The sequence below is a fragment of the Streptomyces sp. NBC_01788 genome (assembly GCF_035917575.1).
In the GTDB taxonomy this organism is placed as follows: Bacteria; Actinomycetota; Actinomycetes; order Streptomycetales; family Streptomycetaceae; genus Streptomyces.
Genome location: NZ_CP109090.1, coordinates 7193868 through 7212633, shown reverse-complemented (window position 1 = coordinate 7212633; position 18766 = coordinate 7193868). Strand labels below are relative to the sequence as shown.

The 18766-nt window shown below is 70.7% G+C and carries 16 protein-coding genes; 4 read left to right on the top strand and 12 right to left on the bottom strand.

All coding sequences use genetic code 11. The features are described 5' to 3' along the window. Positions 1 to 128 precede the first annotated feature (128 nt). The 3 genes from OIE49_RS32145 to OIE49_RS32135 form a co-directional block, all read right to left on the bottom strand. Positions 129 to 689 (bottom strand): hypothetical protein, encoded by a 561-nt coding sequence (locus OIE49_RS32145; protein WP_326805359.1) that lies wholly within the window; start codon positions 687 to 689, stop codon positions 129 to 131. A 96-nt stretch (positions 690 to 785) separates the two neighbouring features. Next, entirely contained in the window at positions 786 to 1208 is a 423-nt protein-coding gene (locus OIE49_RS32140; protein ID WP_326805358.1) for a nitroreductase/quinone reductase family protein, read from the bottom strand. A gap of 35 nt (positions 1209 to 1243) precedes the next feature. After that, positions 1244 to 1399, bottom strand: coding sequence for a hypothetical protein (locus tag OIE49_RS32135; RefSeq protein WP_326805357.1), 156 nt, complete (start codon positions 1397 to 1399; stop codon positions 1244 to 1246). 141 nt (positions 1400 to 1540) lie between these two features. On the opposite strand from OIE49_RS32135, the gene OIE49_RS37235 reads away from it, so the two are divergent. Continuing rightward, on the top strand, positions 1541 to 2167 hold the full coding sequence (locus tag OIE49_RS37235; RefSeq protein WP_442812327.1) for an Rv1733c family protein: 627 nt from the start codon (positions 1541 to 1543) through the stop codon (positions 2165 to 2167). Positions 2168 to 2249: 82 nt separating this feature from the next. Here the strand turns inward: OIE49_RS37235 and OIE49_RS32130 are convergent, their stop codons facing one another. The 9 genes from OIE49_RS32130 to OIE49_RS32090 all read right to left on the bottom strand — a co-directional run bounded on the left by OIE49_RS32130 (position 2250) and on the right by OIE49_RS32090 (position 13608). Beyond that, positions 2250 to 2624 carry a DUF6223 family protein gene (locus OIE49_RS32130; RefSeq protein WP_326805356.1) on the bottom strand — a complete coding sequence of 125 codons (375 nt, stop codon included), beginning with the start codon at positions 2622 to 2624 and terminating at the stop codon, positions 2250 to 2252. Between the two features lie 487 nt (positions 2625 to 3111). Then, on the bottom strand, positions 3112 to 3942 hold the full coding sequence (locus OIE49_RS32125; protein WP_326805355.1) for an ABC transporter permease: 831 nt from the start codon (positions 3940 to 3942) through the stop codon (positions 3112 to 3114). Between the two features lie 11 nt (positions 3943 to 3953). Continuing rightward, a complete protein-coding gene (locus OIE49_RS32120; protein ID WP_326805354.1) occupies positions 3954 to 4721 on the bottom strand; it encodes an AAA family ATPase in 768 nt (255 codons plus the stop codon). Between the two features lie 975 nt (positions 4722 to 5696). After that, positions 5697 to 6677 carry a pirin family protein gene (locus OIE49_RS32115; protein ID WP_326805353.1) on the bottom strand — a complete coding sequence of 327 codons (981 nt, stop codon included), beginning with the start codon at positions 6675 to 6677 and terminating at the stop codon, positions 5697 to 5699. Positions 6678 to 6748: 71 nt separating this feature from the next. Continuing rightward, complete coding sequence (locus OIE49_RS32110; RefSeq protein ID WP_326805352.1) at positions 6749 to 8110, bottom strand: NAD(P)/FAD-dependent oxidoreductase; 1362 nt, start codon at positions 8108 to 8110, stop codon at positions 6749 to 6751. Continuing rightward, entirely contained in the window at positions 8107 to 9162 is a 1056-nt protein-coding gene (locus OIE49_RS32105; RefSeq protein ID WP_326805351.1) for an ABC transporter ATP-binding protein, read from the bottom strand. Before OIE49_RS32105 ends, OIE49_RS32110 begins: the two co-directional genes overlap by 4 nt. Beyond that, positions 9159 to 11018, bottom strand: coding sequence for a dipeptide/oligopeptide/nickel ABC transporter permease/ATP-binding protein (locus OIE49_RS32100; protein ID WP_326805350.1), 1860 nt, complete (start codon positions 11016 to 11018; stop codon positions 9159 to 9161). The genes OIE49_RS32105 and OIE49_RS32100 overlap by 4 nt, the downstream gene beginning before the upstream one ends. An 88-nt stretch (positions 11019 to 11106) precedes the next feature. Continuing rightward, positions 11107 to 12093 (bottom strand): ABC transporter permease, encoded by a 987-nt coding sequence (locus OIE49_RS32095; protein ID WP_326805349.1) that lies wholly within the window; start codon positions 12091 to 12093, stop codon positions 11107 to 11109. Between the two features lie 54 nt (positions 12094 to 12147). Continuing rightward, positions 12148 to 13608: an ABC transporter substrate-binding protein gene (locus OIE49_RS32090; RefSeq protein WP_326805348.1), complete on the bottom strand. Its 1461-nt coding sequence runs from the start codon at positions 13606 to 13608 to the stop codon at positions 12148 to 12150. 297 nt (positions 13609 to 13905) lie between these two features. Between OIE49_RS32090 and OIE49_RS32085 the strand changes: the two genes are divergently transcribed. From OIE49_RS32085 to OIE49_RS32075, 3 genes are all read left to right on the top strand, one after another. After that, positions 13906 to 15615: a DUF885 domain-containing protein gene (locus OIE49_RS32085; RefSeq protein WP_326805347.1), complete on the top strand. Its 1710-nt coding sequence runs from the start codon at positions 13906 to 13908 to the stop codon at positions 15613 to 15615. A 299-nt stretch (positions 15616 to 15914) separates the two neighbouring features. After that, on the top strand, positions 15915 to 16277 hold the full coding sequence (locus tag OIE49_RS32080; protein WP_100570127.1) for a DUF5132 domain-containing protein: 363 nt from the start codon (positions 15915 to 15917) through the stop codon (positions 16275 to 16277). A gap of 105 nt (positions 16278 to 16382) precedes the next feature. Next, a complete protein-coding gene (locus tag OIE49_RS32075) occupies positions 16383 to 18683 on the top strand; it encodes an ATP-binding cassette domain-containing protein (RefSeq protein WP_442812326.1) in 2301 nt (766 codons plus the stop codon). The last annotated feature ends 83 nt before the right edge of the window (positions 18684 to 18766 follow it).

The window sequence follows — 18766 nt, the reverse complement described above, 5'->3', positions numbered from 1 at the left end:
GGCGACCACTCTTGCCGCACACCCGCCCCTTTGGCCTCGATCACTCGATCAGATCGACGACGACGCACAGGACGGGGAAACGGGGCTCGTCCGGCTACCCGCGACCTACTTTGCGGCTGGTGTCTGAGCTAGGACTCCGGGGCCTCGTAGGTCAGTCCTTCCTTGTGGAAAGCCGTATGCGCCAGAGTGACGGGATCGGCTCCCGTCTCCGCGGACGGCCGGTCGAGGTCGGGCCACACGGAGGCGACCAGCCTCTGGGCGATATCGTGCTCGCCACAGAGACTGAGCACGCCGAGGATCTGCCGGGCCACTCCTTCGAAGACGGACCTGGCGGGCTGCTGCGCCTCCCCCGCGCCCATGCGCACCAGCCCTTGCTTGGCAGCCCACGCGCCGAGCACAAGGTCGGCGGCGGCACGACGCCGGGCGTGTTCGCTCGACTGTTCGCCCACCCTCCGAGGGGTCGCCCATCGCGCGTAGGTGTCAAGCAGAATCACGTCGAGCGCGGTGGCACCGAGCCGGTCGAGCAGGCCGAGCACGCGCGGTGTGACCTGGTGGACGTGGTGACTCTCGTAGAGGTGACTGCGGTGTTCGGCGGCCAGGCCGAGCCAGGCGGTGACTTCGGGGCCGGCGTCCCATCCGCGCACGGCCTTCCCCACGATCTCGCGGACCTCTTGCCCGTACGTGCCCACCAGCGATACGGGCGGCTCGCACAGTGCCGGGTACGTGATGTCGTGGACGTCGAGCCGCCGTTTGGCGCGGGAGTAGGGTCAAAGCAGGACGTCGTCTCATGCGTCGGGCTCCAGTCTCACGATGGGGAACTTGCGCGATGTCCTGGTCTCGTACTGCGCGCTGTCAGGCCAATACGCCGACCAGAGCCCGTAGAGACGTTCCCAATCCGGCGACGCATGCGTGACCAAGGTAGGGGTCGCCTTGAGGATCTGCTCCCCCACCTCGATGGTCGCCTTGGGCATGGCGGCGACGTTGCCCACCCATGCTGGATCTTGTTCCGCGCCGCGCGCGGTGCCGCAGACGAGGAAACAGTTACCGTCGGCCGCGTACACCAGGGGGTTCACCCGTTCCTGGCCGGTACGGCGGCCGACCGTATGCAGGAGCAGCAGATGCTTGCCCTCGAAGAAGCCTCCCACAGTGCCGCCCTGCGCCCGGAACTGGGCAATGACCCGCCGATTTACCTCATTTACGTCAGTCATGTCCGCCTCTCTGCGGCCGAAGACCTCACTTCCTACTAGCCAACCAGCGAGGTACGCGGCTGCGCCGAGCCACGCCCGAGCCGTGTGGTGGACGTCGAGCGCATGGCCGACACGCGCTCGGCGGTGCCGATCCACAGCACCAGGACAGTCGGCTGGGCGGGTACGAGGTTGCCGTCGGGCCCACTGAGCAACCTGCGGTGGAGCGTGGGGGACGGGAAATAGAGGGGAAAGGAGCGGGCTCTCGCTCATGGGGTGATGGTGATGGCAACCCCGACCATGCTGTGGCGGTGGCAGCCCAATCCGCTCAGGCTGCGCATCGACGTCGTTGAGCAATGGCTGTTCCTCGCTGCAGGGCTGTGCGCTACAGCTGGCAGCCTCCTGATCGGCGTGGTCACGGGGGGGTCACGACCGCTGACCATCTCGATGAGCAGCAGGCCGGACAGCATCCGGTGCAGGCGGTCGTTGTAAAGGAGACTGCGGACCCTGCCGCCGTCTCCTCCGGGCGTCTTCCCATGCAGGCCACGGTGCAGTGGAGGGGGACCAACGGCCCGCCCCATACCAGCCAGACCGACGTCGGCGTCGGCGTCGCCGCCGGCAGCCGGACAACGGTGTGGACCGACGCGCACGGCCGCCCCACGTCCAATCCCCTGCCCCCGAGCCAGGTGGCGCTCGATGCGGGCGGGGCGGGCACCGCGGCCGCGGTCGCTACGTCCTCGGTCGCGCTGGGCGGGACCTGGGCCACCCACCGCTTGCTGGACCGGCACCGTATGCGGCAGTGGGACACCCGCCGACGCCTCAGTGCCGGCCTGTACAGCAGCCGGGGGCGGCCCGAACCCGATTCAGCCGGCTGCCGGTTCTTGGAAACCGCCTACCGGTTCGGTGCCGCCATATGGTCCCGTTCGGGTGGCGCGAGGGGGGCAGAAGGAGCTTTCTCCGGGCGGCCGCAGCCCCGCCAGTAGGGCGGCAGTCGGGGTAGCCGATGCCTGACAGCCAGACCCGATGCTCGCATTCACTGTTGCCAGCCGGTCAGCCGGTCACCGTTCAACCGGTGCGGCGGGACCGGGGTAGAGCCAGCCAGGCGAGGACCGTGGCGATCAACCCCAGCACCAGGGCCAAGGCGCCACCGACGACTCCGTTGCCGGTTCCAGGACCACCGTCAGCGACAACCAGATTCAGCGCGCCGACGACCACGCCGAACACCCCCGCCACCATGGCCACGATGGCCCTGTTTCGCCTGTTCCCGGTGCCGATACGACCGGCGGAGCGGGCCAGAGCCAGCCCGATGACCACGCCAGCCAGCGCCACCAGTGCGGCCGTGCCGCCCACGAGTCGCCCGGTGGTCAGGCTGTAAACGGCGGCCGACTGGACCGAGTCATGCGCGGGCGTCGGCGCAGCAAGCACAAATCGGACTGACATGGGGGGCTCCTCCTACGACTGGACGTCGTCCGATCATGTCTGCCAGACCCACAGCTGGTCGTCCGGCGGGCGTAGGCAATTCGCGCTGCCGCTGATGCCGCATCCGGCTACCGCGGGCGCTGCGGGAGCCGCGAAGGTACCGCGTGTGCGGTACCCGCCGATCATCAGCGCGCAGGGTTGGTTGCGCGGATACCCGGCTAGGGGATGTCACGCCGTACTGGGGCGTTCTTCTACCAGCGCATGTCGAGGGCCTCGAGGTCGGCCCGCCGCACCACGGCCGGCCCCGGCTCCGCCACATGTACGTCGTTGACCAGCTCCCTGCATGGCACTACGCGCCGACGCCCAAGGGGTTCTCGGATTCCGGCGGCTCGACCGACGAAGGTCCCGGCCTCTCTACCGCCGCCAGGCCCACCTGATGCCCGTCCCTGAGGCTAAGTGCCTGCAGGTCAGTGGGTACGTCATGGCTGCTCCAGTCCTCCAGCGTCGGTCAGGAGTCGCGATGGTGCATCACGGTAAATCCGGCTGCGAGGGCGAGGGCGGTGTAAAGGGAGAAGACGCCGAGCCCCGCCGCGGCGCTCAGGCCGTGGGGTTCGGGGTGCAGCCGATAGAGGGCATCTGCGGCGTTCATCGGCAGGTAGGGGCCGAGGGTGGTCTGCCAGGCGTCCGGCAGCGTGCCCACCAGGATGACGGGCACGAACAGCAGGCCGAGCAGGGTTGCGATGGCGCCGGCGCTGGAGCGCAGGGCCGCGCCCAGGCCCAGACCGAGCAGCCCGAGGAGGGTGAGGTAGACGCCGCCGCCGACGGCGGCGCGCAGAATCCCTGGGCTGGTCAGCGACCGGCTCAGGGTGCTGCTGGTGTCGGCAGGCAGGGCAGCGTGGAAGACCAGGTACGCGGCCACGCAGGACAAGACCCCGACGGCCAGGCCGACGCCCGCGAGGACGACCGCCTTGGCGGCCAGGACCGTGCGGCGCCGGGGCGTGGCGGCGAGGGTGGCGCGGATCAGACCGGTGCCGTACTCGCTGGTGACGGTGAGGACGCCCAGCGTGCCGAGTGCGATCTGCGACAGGTGCAGGCCGATCAGGCTGAGCCGGACCGGGTCTGCACCCTGCTGCTGCGCGGCGCTGAGGCGGCTGACGAGGAAGACGCTCACCAGCGCGCCGATTGCGACGTTGGAGGTGACGGCGCCGAGCAGGGTCCACAGCGTGGAGCGGACCGAGCGGAGCTTGCACAGCTCGGAGCGGAGTTGGTCGTTGAAGCCCGCCAGCGCGCCCCGGGAGGCGGGGCGGGGCAGGGGTGAGATGAAGGCGGGGGTGGTCATGGGGATCGTCCTCAGCTGGCGTTGGGGGCCGCGGTGACGAGCTTCGGGTTCGCGGCGGTGCGGTAGTCGACGGCTTCGCCGGTGAGTTCCATGTAGCGCTCCTCCAAGGAGGCCTGCTGGACGGCGAGTTCCTGTAGGGCGATGTCGGCGGCGCGGGCGATCTCGCCCACGGTCTCGCTGGTGATCCCGGTGATCCGCAGCGTGTCCGGGCCCGCTTCGTCCACGGTCGCGCCCCGGTCGCGCACCAGCCCGTCCAGTGCGGCGCACTGCGGTGTGCGGACCCGGACGAAGCGCCCGTCGCCACTGGCGAGGAAGTCCTCGACGGACATCTGGGCGATCAGACGGCCGCGGCCGATGATGACCAGGCGGTCGGCGGTCAGCGCCATCTCGCTCATCAGGTGACTGGAGAGGAGCACCGTGCGGCCTTCGGCGGCCAGGGCCTTGAGCAGGGTGCGGATCCACAGCACACCTTCGGGGTCGAGGCCGTTGACCGGCTCGTCCAGCATGAGCACTGGCGGGTCGCCGAGCAGCGCGGCGGCAATGCCCAGGCGCTGGCTCATGCCTGGGGAGAAGCCGCCGGCCCGCTTGCCCGCGACACTGCTCAAGCCGTCCTGCTCCAGCACCTGCCCGACCCGGGTCCTGCCGATGCCGTTGCTCAGCGCGAGGCAGAGCAGATGGTGGTAGGCGCTACGGGCGCCGTGCACGGCCTTGGCCTCCAGCAGCGCGCCGAGTTCGAACAGCGGTCGGCGGTAGGCGGTGTAAGGGCAACTGCACCGCACCGGGCACCTGGCGCCGAAGCCGGTCCCCGTGCCGGGATGAGGTGACCTGCTGAGGCCGGGCCACGAGGGCGCGGCCCCAGTACCTCAGCCGACCGCGATCAATCTCCAGGTCCGTGGTGAGGATGGCACGATCCAGGCTCGCGCTGGACATGGTGTGGTTTGGGGTCCGAACTTGGCCGGTCTCGACCAGGGGTCGTTCCCGATGCAGGGGCACCCGCTGCCGTACGCGGATACTGTTTTCAACAGTCGGCAGGTGTCCACGCTGCTGGAGGAAGTACTGAGCTTGTTCCGCTTCGACGGACACCATCGGTGTGGTGGTCAGGCCGCCGGGGCGGCTTCGTAGTCAGCGGGGCTGCGGTGGCCGAGGCGACGGCCTGCAGCCGTAAACGCTCCCGCGCTGCCCTCCCAGGGTCCGTCAACCCGCCGCTCTGTGTAGCCGCGTTCGAAGCGTGCTACGGCGCGGACCACGGAGACGAGCTGGGGCACGTTCACCGCTCGCCATCACTGCTGGGCGGGCGCCGATCCCTGTCAACGTCAACACCCACGTGTAGCGCCGCCCCGGCCATATCCACGCCAGGCGCGGCCAGCAGCAAGAAGCGTCGATGCACTCGAATCTTGTTGACTCCCCACAACGTCTAGGCAGGCGCCCCACTTCGACATGTAGTCCCGCAGCCCGCCGCCTCCAGGGTCAGCAACAGTCTGGTCGGCGCCGATCCAGCGAGACCCCGCTGCGGGCGGTAGAACTGGGGAGGGCACGCCTTGGTGCAACCTGACTCGACGTCAGGAAAGTCAGCATCGGGTCAGCATAGGGACTCCTGCAGCTACCCACAGACGGCGATACTTTGGATCGGCGGTCACCTCAGTCAGCCCGTCCGACCAATCAGCCGCCGCTTTGTCGAGCACGCTCAGAACAAGGGCAAGACCTTACGAGCAGCCCGCCCATCCGGCGACCGAACAGGCAGGCATCTTCGCAGGTCAGCGCCGCTTTCCCCGGGGTTTCAGCGGCACCGTCGGCAGCTCCGGAGCGGGCAAGGGAGCGCCGTCGTATCCCTGCACCTCGCCGAATCGGCGGCCTTCCATCCAGTCCCGGCGCGCCTGTACGATGTCATCCGCTGACCGCCCGATGAAGTTCCACCACATGACGATCTCCTCCTCGAACGGGGCTCCCCCGAGCAGGACCGTCCGCGCGATGTCGTCGGACTCGTTCGTCAGCGTCAGCGCGTCGGTGCCCGGGTGGGCGTAGCCCAGCTCCGCGGGGCCCAGGAGGGTGCCGGACAGGCGTACCTCTCCCTGGTCGACCAGGAGGCCGTGCTCGAAGCCGGGGTCCACGGCGAGGGTGAGGACCGCGCGCGGCTGGAGGACGATCTCGGCACCGAGCAGGGGCGTGAAGGTCCGTACCGGCGAGGTGCGGCCGGCGAGGGAGCCCAGGAAGACCCTGATCTCGGCGCCGTCGGTCCGCACGGGCTCGGGTGCGTGGTGCTGGAAGTCGCGGTCGGCGTCGCGGTGCTCCTCCGGCAGCGCCACCCATAGCTGGACGCCGTGCAGGACGGTGGTCCGCGGGGTGGAGACCTCCGAGTGGCTGATGCCGTACCCGCCGGTCATGAGGTTCAGCTCGCCGGGCCGCACGTAGGCGTGACTGCCCAGGCTGTCGCGGTGCTCGATCTCCCCGCTGAACAGCCAGCTCACCGTCTGGAGCCCGGTGTGCGGATGCGGGGCGACGTCCATGCCGCCGGTCACCGAGACGTCGTCGGGACCGTAGTGATCGGCGAAGCACCAGGCGCCGATCAGGGTCCGGGCACGCTGCGGCAGGGTCCGCCGCACGGTCATCGCCCGGGGGCCGCCCAGGGGCACGTCTCGCGAGGTCAGGACGTCGACGCGGACCGCCTCGGTCGCCGGCTCGTCGTCCGCCGGCCCGCCGCACCGCATTTCCACCGGTTTCGTCTCGGCGTTGCTCACCGTGGACCGCCTCCCTCAAGAATCGTTTTATATTCAACTATCATGCTTGACGCCGGGCCGCCTGCGCAACGTCAGCCCATGACGGTTCGGGAGGCGACACCCTCGGCCACATGACGCTTACGGGAGAACGCTGCCAGATCGATGACGTTTCCGGTGTGCTCACCTACGTACCGCAGCGGATCGCGGTCATGGTCGTGGCCCGCCTCGACGCGGTCCACCAGGGTGGCGAGGAACCGTCCAACCAGGGGGGCGTTCTTGAACTGGTTGCCGCTCGTGCCGATGGCGACATAGAAACCGTTCAGGTCGGTGCGGTCGTAGATCGGGGACCAGTCGTCCGTCACGTCGTAGACGCCGGCGATTCCGGTCGGCCGGTTCGGGACGCCGAGGAGCGGAAACCGTCGTGCCACCCGCGTCACCTGGGTCTCGAACCGCGAGGGAGTCGGACGGGGGTCGCACGTGTCGGGATCGTCGAGCCACTCCATGGGGTCGCAGGCGGGCACGGTGCTGCCGATCAGCAGGTGTCCGCCGGGCGCGGGACGGACGTACGTCCCGAGGTCGGTGTCGGCCACGACCGGTCCGGGCACGTCCTCGGCGCCGCCCCGGCCCGACGCGATCACATCGCCCCGGCCCACCGGTGCGGCCACCTGGTGGACCTCCTGGCGCAGCGGGCGGACCCCGACGGTGAACTCGGCCCCGACCCCGGCCAGCCGGTTCAACGCACCCGACCAGGGGCCGGCGGCGTTGACCACGACCGGTGCCGTGATCGCGGTGCCGTCGGAGAGCCGAATGCCCCTCACCCGGTCCGCGCCGCGCAGGACACCGGTGACCGTACGGCGGTAGAGGAAGCGCGCTCCCCTGCCGATCGCCGCGTCCGCGAGGTTCTGCGCCGCGAGCCGCGGATCGTCGACGAAGCCCGCGTCGGGTGTGAACAGCGCGCCGAGCTCTCCCTTGGGCCCGGAGAAGAAGGCGTCGTCGTGGACGGGCTTGGGGGGCCAGTGGCGTCCCGTGTCGATGCCGGGGATCCGGCTGCGCAACGTGGCGGCATCCCAGCGTTCGTAGGGCACGCCGACGCGATCGAACAACGCGACGGCCTCGGACGTTCCGGAGTCCGGCGCGTCGAGCAGGATCGCGCCGGTCCGCCGGAAGCCCGCCAGGGCGGCGCTGCGGGAGGTGCCGAGGTGGTCCGCCCACCGTGCCCAGCAGTAGTGCGCCTCCCATGCGACGGCGACGCCCTCCCAGGTCGAGAAGTTGAAACGGATGATCGCGCTCGAGGCGCTGGTGGATCCGTGGCCGGCGCCGCCGGACTTGTCGACGACCACGACCCGTCGGTCGGCGCGCGCCAGTTCCAGAGCCACCGCGGCACCGATCACGCCGGCCCCGACGACGATCGCGTCCGCGCCGGACGGAACCCTGTCCGGCTCCCTGATCGTCATGACGGCAGCTCCCCGGCGGTCCAGGGTGCCCGGTCACCGCTCCCGTCGGGGTGCGCGTTCCTGGCGGGCGGCGGGCGGTCCTCGGCGGTCGGCGGGAAGTGGCACGCCGCGCGGTGGGGTCGGCCGGCCGCATCCGGCTGGGGATCCAGCGTCACGCAGATGCCGCGTTCGGGACGCCGGTTCGGCCCGACGGGACAGCGCGGATGGAAGCGGCACCCGGAAGGCGGCGCCGCGGGGTCGGGTACCTCGCCGGCGAGGAGCGGTTCCTCGGCCGGCCGGCCCACGGCCCGCAGGTCCGGCACGGAGGCCAGCAACGTCCGGGTGTAGGGGTGCCGGGGGCCGCGCAGCAGGTCCTCGGTCGGGGCGACCTCGACGACTCGGCCGAGGTACATCACCGCGATGACGTCCGACACGGAGCGGACAGCGGCGAGGTCATGGCTGATGAACAGCATCGCGAAGCCCATGCGCCGCTGCAGATCGCGGAGCATGGTGAGGATCGCCGCGCGGACGGACACGTCGAGGGCGGAGGTGACCTCGTCGGCGATCAGGACGGCCGGATCGACGGCGAGCGCGCGAGCGACGGCCACGCGTTGGCGCTGCCCGCCTGAGAGCTGCGCCGGCAGACGGTCGGCGCACGGGGCGTCGAGACCGACCAGTTCGAGCAGTGCTCCGATGCGCTGTTCGCGATCGCGGCGGCCGAGACGGACGAAGGCACCGGTCGCTTCGGACAGCGTCTGGCGGACCGTCATGCGTGGATCGAGTGCGGTGTCCGGGTCCTGGAACACCAGTTGCACCCGTTGCCCCAGCCGGCGCCGAGCGGCTGCGCCGCGCCCGCCGAACTGCCTCCCGCCGACGGTGATCTGCCCGGAGAAGGAGTCGGCCAGCCCGACTACGGCACGGGCCAGACTCGATTTCCCCGAGCCGGACTCGCCGACCAGACCGACTGTCGTGCCATCGGGAACCTCCAGTGACACGCCGTCCACCGCGGTGACGGCACCGAGAGTCCCTTGGTGACGAACGGTGACGTCGTGCAACGCCAGTCCCGCACTCACTTCTCCGCCTCCTCGGTCTCCCGCTGCCCGCAGGACAGTGGCCGGGGCAGCGGGTGCCAGCAGGCGACCTCGTGGCCGGGGCCGAGAGGGGACAGCACGGGACTCTCCTCGGCGCACCGGTCCTGCCGGTGTGCGCAGCGATCGTAGAACGGGCAACCCGGGGTGTCGCCGTACGGATCGGGTGGGCTTCCCTCGATCGTGCGCAGGGGGCGGCCACGGTCCGTGGTCATGTCCGGGACGGATTCGACGAGCGCCCGCGTGTAGGGGTGCCGTGTTCCGGTCGCCAGTGCGTGGGCCGGGAGGCTCTCGACGATGGTTCCCGCGTACATGACCAGGACCCGGTCGCAGGTGTGGGCCACCAGGGCGATGTCGTGGCTGATGAAGAGGATCGTGGTGCCGTTGTCGTGCCGGACACGGCGGAGCAGGTCCACGATCTGCCGCTGCACGGTGACGTCGAGGGCTGTTGTCGGCTCATCCGCGATGATGAGGTCGGGCCGCATCATCGAAGCGGTCGCGATCGCCACCCGCTGGCGCTGGCCGCCGGAGAGCTGGAAGGGCCGAGACCGCAGCAAGCGGCGCCCGGCAGGGAGTGCGACCCGCTGAAGCTGGGTCAGGGCCTGCTCGACGGCCTGGTCGCGAGGCGTGTCGCGGTGTGCGCGCACGGCCTCCGTCATCTGCGTTCCGATGCGGAGCGACGGGTTGAAGGCCGACGCCGGGTTCTGGAAGATCACCGCCATTCCCGTCGCGAGCTGTCCGCGCCGCTCCTTGCGCGTCAGCGACGTGACGTCCGCGCCGAGGAAGCGGTGGGTCCGCCAGGTGGACTCGGCGTCGTCCGGCAACAGGTCGGCGACGGCGAGCGCCGTGAGCGACTTGCCGGAGCCGGACTCGCCGACCAGCCCGACGATCTCGCCGCGCCGCAGGTCGAGGGTGACACCGCGGACGGGCCGGACCACCCCGGCCGCGGTGGGAATGGCGACTCGCAGGTCCTCCACCTCCAGCACATGGTCGACGGATGCCGGGCGGTCGACGGGGGCCGGGCGCGCCGCGGGCTCCGCTGTCCGCCGTGGGCCTGTGCGTCGTGCGGCGGCTTTGGCCAGCATCTCGCCGAGCAGTTGGAAGGCGACACCGGCGTAGACGATGGCGATGCCGGGTGCCACGGCGGGCAGGGGTTCGGAGTAGATGCGGTCCAGCCCCTGGCTGAGCAGGAGCCCCCAGTCGTAGGAGGGCGGTTGGACGCCCAGTCCGAGGAAGCTCAGGCCCGACAGGGCCACGAGTGTCGAGCCCGCCGCGACTGTGGTGTTGAGCATCAGCGGCTCAGCGATGTGGGGCAGGACGTGGCGCAGGAGGAGCCGGTGGCGGCGCAGTCCCAGCACGCGCGCCGCCGCCATGAAGTCGGTGTCGGCGACTTTGGCGGCGAGGGTCTGGGCGATCCGGGCGAAGCCCGGCGCGTAGGCGACCGCGAGTGCGAACACCGCACCGCCCGCACCCGCGCCGAAGAGGACCGCGAAGAACATCGCGACGAGGAGTCCGGGGAAGGCCAGCAGGAGGTTGATCAGGGCTCCCAGCATCCGGCGGGCGCGCGCACCCACGACGGCGGTGAGCGCGCCGAGTGTGATCCCGGCCGTCGCCCCGAGCAGCGTCGACGCGAGTGCGAGCAGCAGGGAGAGCCCCGTCGCCACGAGCAGCCGGGCGAGCAGGTCACGTCCGAGATGGTCCGTGCCGAGAAGGTGGTCCGCGGTGGGCCCCTGAAGTACCGCCGACGGGTTGGGGCGGTCGGCCGCCTGCCCCCAGAGCGCGGGTCCCACCAGGGCCAGAACGGCAAGCGATCCGAGCATCGCCAGGGTGATCACGCCCATGGGTGAAGCCCAGCCCGACCGGGCCGGACGGGACCGGCGCCCCGCGGTGGCGCGCGGCGCGGGCAGGGAAGGTGAGGACACCATGGGATCACGTCTTCCGGATGACCGATCGGGGGTCGAGCAGCGCGAGGGCCAGATCGACCAGGAAGTTCACCGCGAGCACGGCCGCGCCCAGCACGAGAACCGTCGCCTCCACGACCGCGTAGTCCTGCGCGGCCACGGACTGCGCCATCGCCGACCCGATGCCCGGCCAGGCGAAGACCTTCTCGACCAGCACGGTACCGGCGATCAGGGCGGGCAGCAGGTTCCCGGCGACCGTCAGCGAGGCGGTCAGCGTGTTCGGCGCCACGTGGCGCAGATGGAGCGCGACGGCGGGCAGCCGCTTCGCGCGGGCGGCGCGCAGATAGTCCTCGTCGAGGACCTTGAGCGTCTCCACGCGCACGATCCGCAGGAGGACCGCGTTCGGAGCGAGCGCCAGCGCGAGCACGGGCAGCACATAGGACTGGGGGCCGAGGTCGCCGGCGACCGGAAAGAGCCGCAGGGCGACTGCCAGCCCCGCGGTCAGGCCCGCCGCGAGGACGAAGTCCGGCATGCCGGCCGCAATGGATGTAGCGGTGGTGAACGTCAGTTCCGTCCGGGGCCGCCGCCCGCCGCGGGTCAACACGGCGGCGATCAGACCGCCGGGGAGAGCGACGACGAGTACGCAGGCGAACGCCAGGACGGCGAGCAGCAGCGTCGCGGGAAGACGGGCCCCGACCAGGTCGGCCACCGGCTCGCCGGTCACCAGCGACACCCCGAGGTCCCCGTGCACCAGGTGGCGCAGGTATTGCCGGTACTGCGTCAACACGTCATGGTCCAGGCCGAGTTCGTGCCTCTTCGCCGCCACGAGGTCCGGTGCGGCGTCCACACCCAGTGCGGCCCGGACGGGGTCTCCCGGGATCAGCCGGATCATCGCGAAGGAACCGGTGACGACCAGGAAGAGGGAGACGATCAGCCGGGCCGAACGTCGGCAGCAGAACACCACCCACGGGTGGTGCCGGGCCAGGGCACCGAGCCGTACGGACTTGGTCACCATGGGGGAACCTCCTCGACTCGGTGGCGGTGCGGCCACGCCGGGCGTTCGCCGCGGCTATGTGTGCAGGCGGATGCTGGTCGGGACGATCCGGCCGCCGGGAGCGACGGCGAACGTCGTCCGGTGTCCGTAGACCGTGCTCGTGCCGTCCGCGACGGGCAGCGCGTCGGCCGAGCGGAACAGTGCCGCGGCGGCCCGGTTCCAGTCCGCGCAACTGGCCGCGCCCGGCGCGCGCATCGCGCGGGCGGCGAAGTCGTCGTACTCCGGGTTGGCGACGTGCGCGAAATTCAGCCCTCGCGACGGCGGCGGGCCGGAGAAGTACGGGACGAGCTGCACGGGCAGCTGCGGCCCCGGCGAGCTGCCGACCACGACGTCGAAGTCTCCGTTCTGGTACATGGCCTGCACCACCGCGTTGCGGCTCTCGGTGACGAGCTCGACATCCGCGCCGAACTCCCGCCAGGTCACGGCCATCAGTTCCGCGACCGACGGAAGTGTGGAACCGAAGTCACCACTGCTGAGCACTCGCAGACGCAGCGGCCTGCCGTGCTTGACCAGCCCGCCCCGTGCCCCCTTCGTCCAGCCCGCGGCCCGTAGGGCGCCTACGGCGCTGCCCGAGGGCAGGTTCGTGGCGGCCACGTCGGCGTGGCAGACGGAGTCCGCGGCGGTCAGGTGGCTCGCGGGCTTTCCGTCGCCGCCGATCGCCACGTTGGCGAGGCCCTTGCGGTCCAGGGCGCCGACAAGCGCCCGGCGCAGCACCGGATCGCTCAAGGGGCGGCCGGAGCGTTCGTTGAAGAAGCTCAGTCCCACCACGGTCGGCACCTCGGCGGTGGCCAGGCCGTGACCGGCCAGCCGCGCGCGGTCCGGTCCGGTCACCGTGGCGATGTTCACGCCGCCCGTGAGCAGCAGGTTGGCCGCGGTGGACTCCTGGGGAACCACCGTCACCACGATCCTCGCGGGCTGGCCGGGAGTCGCGTTGGCCGTACCGCCCGGCCCCCATGCGTACCCCTTGCGCAGCGTGAAGACGTACGGGCCGCCCGAGGTGTACCCGCTCAACACGTACGGCCCGGTGCCCTCCGTCCTCCTGTCGAGTACGCCGGGACCCGCCAGCCCGGCGGGGCAGACGACGGGCAGCAGGCCGATCGTCCGCACGATGAAGCTGTACGGCGACGTCATCCGCACCGACACGCTCCCGGCGGCGTCGTCCGCCGACACGGTGAAGGGCACACCGGGCAGCGCTGCCCGGGCGCCGATCAGCCGGTTCTGTGGATCGCTCGCATATCTCAGCGAGCGCGCCACACCGGAAGCCGTGAGGGCCGTGCCGTCGGAGCAGGTCACGCCCTTGCGCAGGACGAAGCTCGCCGAGGTGGCACCGGCCTGCCACTTCTCGGCCAGACCGGACACCACCCGGCCGTCCGGTGCCACGTTGACCAGTGAGTCGTAGGCATACGGAGCCAGGGCGGTACCGAACTGCGAGTACGGGTCGAAGCTCGGGGTCTCGGAGGCGGTGGCGATCGTCACCGTGCCTCGTTCAACGACAGGAGTGCGCGTCGATGACATGTCGCCGTTGCCGACGCAACCCGCCAGCACGGCTGACGCGACGGCAGCCGACGCCACTGCCGACCGGGCCCCGGGATACGAGACGGTTCGGCGGTGCATGGTGTTCATCGTGCCATCGCGATCGACGGCCCCGGACCGGCGTTCCCGGGCTGCCTGCACATACGGGGGACCATTTCCCCCGTCCGAGTGAGGCTGCCCGCCACGCGGCGCGCCCACCGATGCCAGTGACGGAGCGTCAGCTCGGCGCACACTGGCGCCATGACGACTCACATTCCGGACTCCGCGGACGGCTCGACGGCCAAGGAGGTCGACCGTCTCGCGGCCTCCTACTGGGACTTCCTGCTCTCACGCGAGCCGTCGCTGCGGACGCGACGCGGGCTGCCCGTCGAGTCGCTGCCGGGGGTGTCGGCAGCGGAGGCCGATGAGCGCGCCGCATTCGCGGCAGGGGTGCTGGACCGGCTGCGCACGTCGAAGCACACGGAGTCGGCCGGCCCCGCCGCCGACAGCGCGGGCTTCCTGGAGGCCCTGGCCGAACAGGAAGCGCGGGCAGGGCGGTTCCACTGGCTCACCCCCACGGCGACGCCGTACCAGCTCTTCCGCCTGCAGCAGTACGGTGACACGGTCTTCCGCCCGTTCCTCTTCGAGTCCCGGGCCGACGCGGACCGCTATGTGTCCCTCGTACGGGACCTCGCCCGCCATGTCTCGACGGTCGGCGACAAGGCCGCCGGGCAAGCGGCACGCGGCTTCTTCGTCCCGGCCCCGGCCCTGCCCGGGGTCCGCACGACCGTCACCCGTCTGCGGGCATCGGCTGCACGGTATGCCGAGGCGGACGCCGAGCGGCTCACCCGGCTCGACGCGGTGAGCCGGGGCCGTCTGCGCGACGGGGTGGAACGGGTCGTGGCCAACGAGCTCCAACCGGCGTTCGACCGCCTCCTCGCCGTCATGAGCGATCCGGACTATCTGCGGCGCGCGCCGCAGTCCGTCGGGTGGGCCCAGTACACGGGCGGCGAAGAGGCGTACCGCGCCTTCGTCGGCACGTACACATCCGGCGGGACACCACCCGAACGCCTCCATGAACTCGGCCGGGAGCACTGCCACGAACTCACGGAACGGATGCGGGACGCGCGAAGCGCACTCGGCTTCACGGGAACGGAGGCGGAATTCAACGAGCGGCTCGCGACCGAGCCCCGCCTGTACGCGGCGACCCCGAAGGAGGTCGAGGCCCGCTACCGCGGACACCTCGACCGCCTCACACCGTTGCTGCCGCGCTGGTTCGCGACCCTGCCGCGCGCCCCCTACGGCGTGGCACGCCTCGACCCGGCGCTGGAGGCGTCCATGACCTTCGGCTACTACGACCCGCCCACCGCCGCGCGACCGGTGGGGTGCTACCGCTACAACGCCTCGGACCTGGCGCACCGGTCGCTGCTCGGCGCGGCCGCGCTGATCTACCACGAGCTGGCGCCGGGTCACCACTTCCACCTCGCCCGCCAGTCCGAGAACGCCGCCCTGCCCGACCTGCGACGCGAACTGGACGCCTTCAACGGGTTCGAGGAGGGCTGGGCGGAGTACGCGGCAGGGCTCGGCTGGGAGATGGGCCTGTACGACGACCCGTGGGACGCGTACGGGCGCCTGGCTCATGAACGGTTCACCGCGCAGCGCCTCGTCGTCGACACCGGGCTCAACCTCGGAACGATGACGATGGAGCAGGCGCGCACCTTCATGCGTGCCCACGCGGCCGCCGAGTCCGACGGGCAGATCGCGACGGAGTTGCTGCGCTACGCGACCGACCTCCCGGGACAGGCACTGTCGTACCGGGCGGGCTACGCGGAGTTCAGGGATCTGCGGACGGCGTGTGAGCGCCGCGCGGGCGCGGAGTTCGACGTGCGCGCCTTCCACGAGGCCGTGCTGGGCGGCGGTGCGCTGCCGTTTCCCGTCCTGCGCCGGCGGGTGGTGCGAGAACTGGGCTGACGTCCGGTTCATTCCGGCCGCCGCATGGCTTGAACAGGCCGTTCTGAAAAGGGGTTCCGCTCGATTGGGTGAAGAGCGCCAGTGGAATTTGGATCTACCCGCTCGGCCTCGGATACGCTCTGCGTGATGGGATGTCGGTTCCGCGATATGGAACACATACGCAAGGTGTATGGATTCCGGGTACGGCACAGGTACCGAAGATCCCACAGGGTCGGATGGTGGTTTCATCACATTTCCTGTTCACCTCCCGCCGCTTCCTCAATCTTCGTTCTCCCAGCAGAAGAGAAGGACGTCTTCCCATGCCGCCTGTAGTGCCTCCTTTCCTTATCGGCCTGATCACCGCCGCCCTCGTCAAAAGGCTGGGCAAGCCACTCATGCGAGGGGTCGTCAAAACCTCGGTGGGACTGGGCGTGGAGGTCAAGAGGGCCGTCCATGAAGCCAGCGAGGGAATCCAGGATCTCGCGGCCGAGGCGACCGCCGAAATGCTCGCCGCCCAGATGGCGCACGGAACCGAGCACAACACGCACACCAGCGCCCCGCAGGGCGACACCGTGAGCCGGCCCGGGCCGGCCATCGCGCCGGCAGCAGAGTCCGGCAGCGCGGAAAGCAAGGCCGGCGGCAAATCCCGCGGCAACGGCCCGGCCGCCGCCAAGGTGAACTGAGACCGCACATCGCGGTCGTCGAGTCGTCGAGTCGTCCAATTTCCCCGTAAGGGCTACGCCCGCCCGTTCCGGGACGCGCCCTCCGAGAACAGGTGATCGTTCTACATGACATCTTTGGTGGGCGCAGCAGCCGCACGTCGGCCCAACTTCTCGAACGTACACGCAAGGTCTGTCGTTCCGGGTCGGCAGCGTTGGGATGTCCCTGCGGTGCTCAGGCGGCCCAAGGTCGCGGAAATTCTGGAGGGCGTGCTCCGGCGTACGCCGGGAGTCAGGGAGGCGCGCGCCAATCCTGTGACCGGCGGGGTGCTCGTTCTTCATGACTCCACCCTCACCGTCACGGATATCGGAGGCCTGCTGAGAAAAGCCGTCGATGCCTTGTCGAAAGGCGTCGCCGGTGCCGTCCCGCGCTCCTCGGACGTGGCAGCGCCCGGCGAGGCGCCCTCGGCGACGGGAGGCCGGGCCGGTGTGCTGCGTCCCGCCCTCATCGTCGCCGGCGGTGCCGCCGGCGTCCTCACGCTCGGCCGCGGGAGGCTGCGCAAGGCCGTACTGGCGCTCGGCGCCGTGACGGCGGCCACGGCGGTCGTCGTACGGCGCGCCTGGCAGAAGGGTCTGGCCGACCAGGGTGAGTCCCCGCCGGACGAGCCGTCGGAGCACACCGTGCTGCGCATCGTCGGGCCGCACAAAGGGAAGCTGTGCGTGGCCTCGTCCCTGTCCGCGCTCTGCCAGGGCACCGAGATGGCGCTCGGCGCCTTCCTGGGCTGGATCGCCCTGGTGCTCATCAAGGGAGAGTGCGCCCCGCTCGTCAGTCTCGGAGTGACCGGCGCTTCCGCACAGTTGTGGTTCCTGGCCTGCGGGGCCGCCGTGGCCTGCGCGGCCGCGGCGGGCCTGTCGTACGCCGCCACCCTGGAGTGGCGCAAGCTCGGTCAGGCCGTTCAGCACGACTGGCGCAACGAGACGTACGCACATGTGCAGAAGCTGGAACTGCGGCATCTGGAAGGCGAGCGGACCAGCCGGATCGCCGGGGTGCTCACCGAGGACATCAGCCAGATGGGCAACTTCTTCGCCACCTCGGCCAACGACGTGGTGCAGCTCGCCACCAGCTTCCTCGTCCTGGTGCCCGCCTTCCTTCTCCTGGCGCCGCAGATCGCCTGGGTCGCGTTCCTGCCGATGCCGTTGGTGGCCTGGCTGTCGTTCCACTACCAGGACCGGGTCGCCGCCGACTACGCCGCCTCCAGCGAGGACAAGGCCCGGCTGCACAGCCAGTTGGTCAACACCCTGGAGGCCGGCGCCACCGTCAAGAGCTTCTGCGCCGAGGAGTACGAGGCCGAGCGCATCGACCGGCTCGGCGACCGGTGCCGGGAGAGCGACCACCGCACCGACCGGAGCACGGCCCGGCACTCCGAGACCATCCGCGTCTGCACCACCGCCTCCATGGCGGGCACGATGCTGCTCGGCGGCCGCTCGGTGCTCAACGGCTCCCTCCCCTTCGAGGTGTTCAGCCCGCTCATCGGCCTGCCCCAGCAGGTTCTGCTGCGCCTGACCAGGCTCAGTGGCATCGTCGACCAGTACCAGCGCACCCTGGCGGCCCACGACCGGGTCCAGCGCCTGCGGAGCCTCCCCGTCGAACCCGATGGCCACGACCTGACGCTCGACGACCGGAACGTCAAGGGCGCGATCGCCCTGGAGAACGTCAGCTTCTCCTATCCCGGCCGGCCACCGGCCCTGGACAACCTGTCCCTGTCCATCGCCCCCGGCCGGGTCACCGGCATCGTGGGGGCCACCGGCGCGGGGAAGACGACGATCGCCAAGCTGCTCATGCGTTTCCAGGACGCGGAGTTCGGCCACGTCCTGCTCGACGGGCAGGACATCCGCCGGCTGCCACGGCACGACCTGCGCAAGCAGGTCGGGTTCGTGGCGCAGGACCCCTTCCTGTTCGACGGAACCATCGCCGAGAACATCCGGTACGGCAGCTTCGAGGCCGACGACGCCGGCGTGGTGCGCGCGGCCCGCATGGCGGAAGCGCACGGTTTCATCGAGGCACTGCCGGACGGATACGACACGCTGATCGGAGAACGCGGCGCCGCCCTCTCCGGCGGCCAGAAACAGCGCATCGCACTGGCACGGGTGATGCTGAAGGACGCACCCGTCGTCATCCTCGACGAGGCCACCTCGGCCGTCGACAACGAGACCGAAGCGGCCATCCAGCGAACCCTGCGGGGTTTCGCGAAGGACCGGACCCTGGTGATCATCGCGCACCGCCTCTCCACCATCCGGCACGCCGACCGGATCTATGTCATGGACAAGGGCGGAGTCATCGCGGAGCAGGGCACCCACGACGACCTGCTCGCGTGTGACGGGCTCTACGCCTCCCTGTGGAACCTTCAGGCCGGCGAGAAGGTCGCATAACACTCCCGCCGATCAGCCGAGGTCACCGGGCGCCCGTCCGTGGGCGCCCCCTGACCGCTTGGTCGGCCGGCAGTGACGCCGGC

Excerpts from the sequence above, each read along its gene's own strand:
- OIE49_RS32075 (WP_442812326.1), top strand. The coding sequence starts at position 16,383 with ATGACATCTTTGGTGGGCGCAGCAGCCGCACGTCGGCCCAACTTCTCG.
- OIE49_RS32110 (WP_326805352.1), bottom strand. The coding sequence starts at position 8,110 with ATGACGATCAGGGAGCCGGACAGGGTTCCGTCCGGCGCGGACGCGATC.
- OIE49_RS32095 (WP_326805349.1), bottom strand. The coding sequence starts at position 12,093 with ATGGTGACCAAGTCCGTACGGCTCGGTGCCCTGGCCCGGCACCACCCG.
- OIE49_RS32080 (WP_100570127.1), top strand. The coding sequence starts at position 15,915 with ATGCCGCCTGTAGTGCCTCCTTTCCTTATCGGCCTGATCACCGCCGCC.
- OIE49_RS32125 (WP_326805355.1), bottom strand. The coding sequence starts at position 3,942 with ATGACCACCCCCGCCTTCATCTCACCCCTGCCCCGCCCCGCCTCCCGG.
- OIE49_RS32140 (WP_326805358.1), bottom strand. The coding sequence starts at position 1,208 with ATGACTGACGTAAATGAGGTAAATCGGCGGGTCATTGCCCAGTTCCGG.
- OIE49_RS37235 (WP_442812327.1), top strand. The coding sequence starts at position 1,541 with ATGGCTGTTCCTCGCTGCAGGGCTGTGCGCTACAGCTGGCAGCCTCCT.
- OIE49_RS32100 (WP_326805350.1), bottom strand. The coding sequence starts at position 11,018 with ATGGGCGTGATCACCCTGGCGATGCTCGGATCGCTTGCCGTTCTGGCC.
- OIE49_RS32130 (WP_326805356.1), bottom strand. The coding sequence starts at position 2,624 with ATGTCAGTCCGATTTGTGCTTGCTGCGCCGACGCCCGCGCATGACTCG.
- OIE49_RS32085 (WP_326805347.1), top strand. The coding sequence starts at position 13,906 with ATGACGACTCACATTCCGGACTCCGCGGACGGCTCGACGGCCAAGGAG.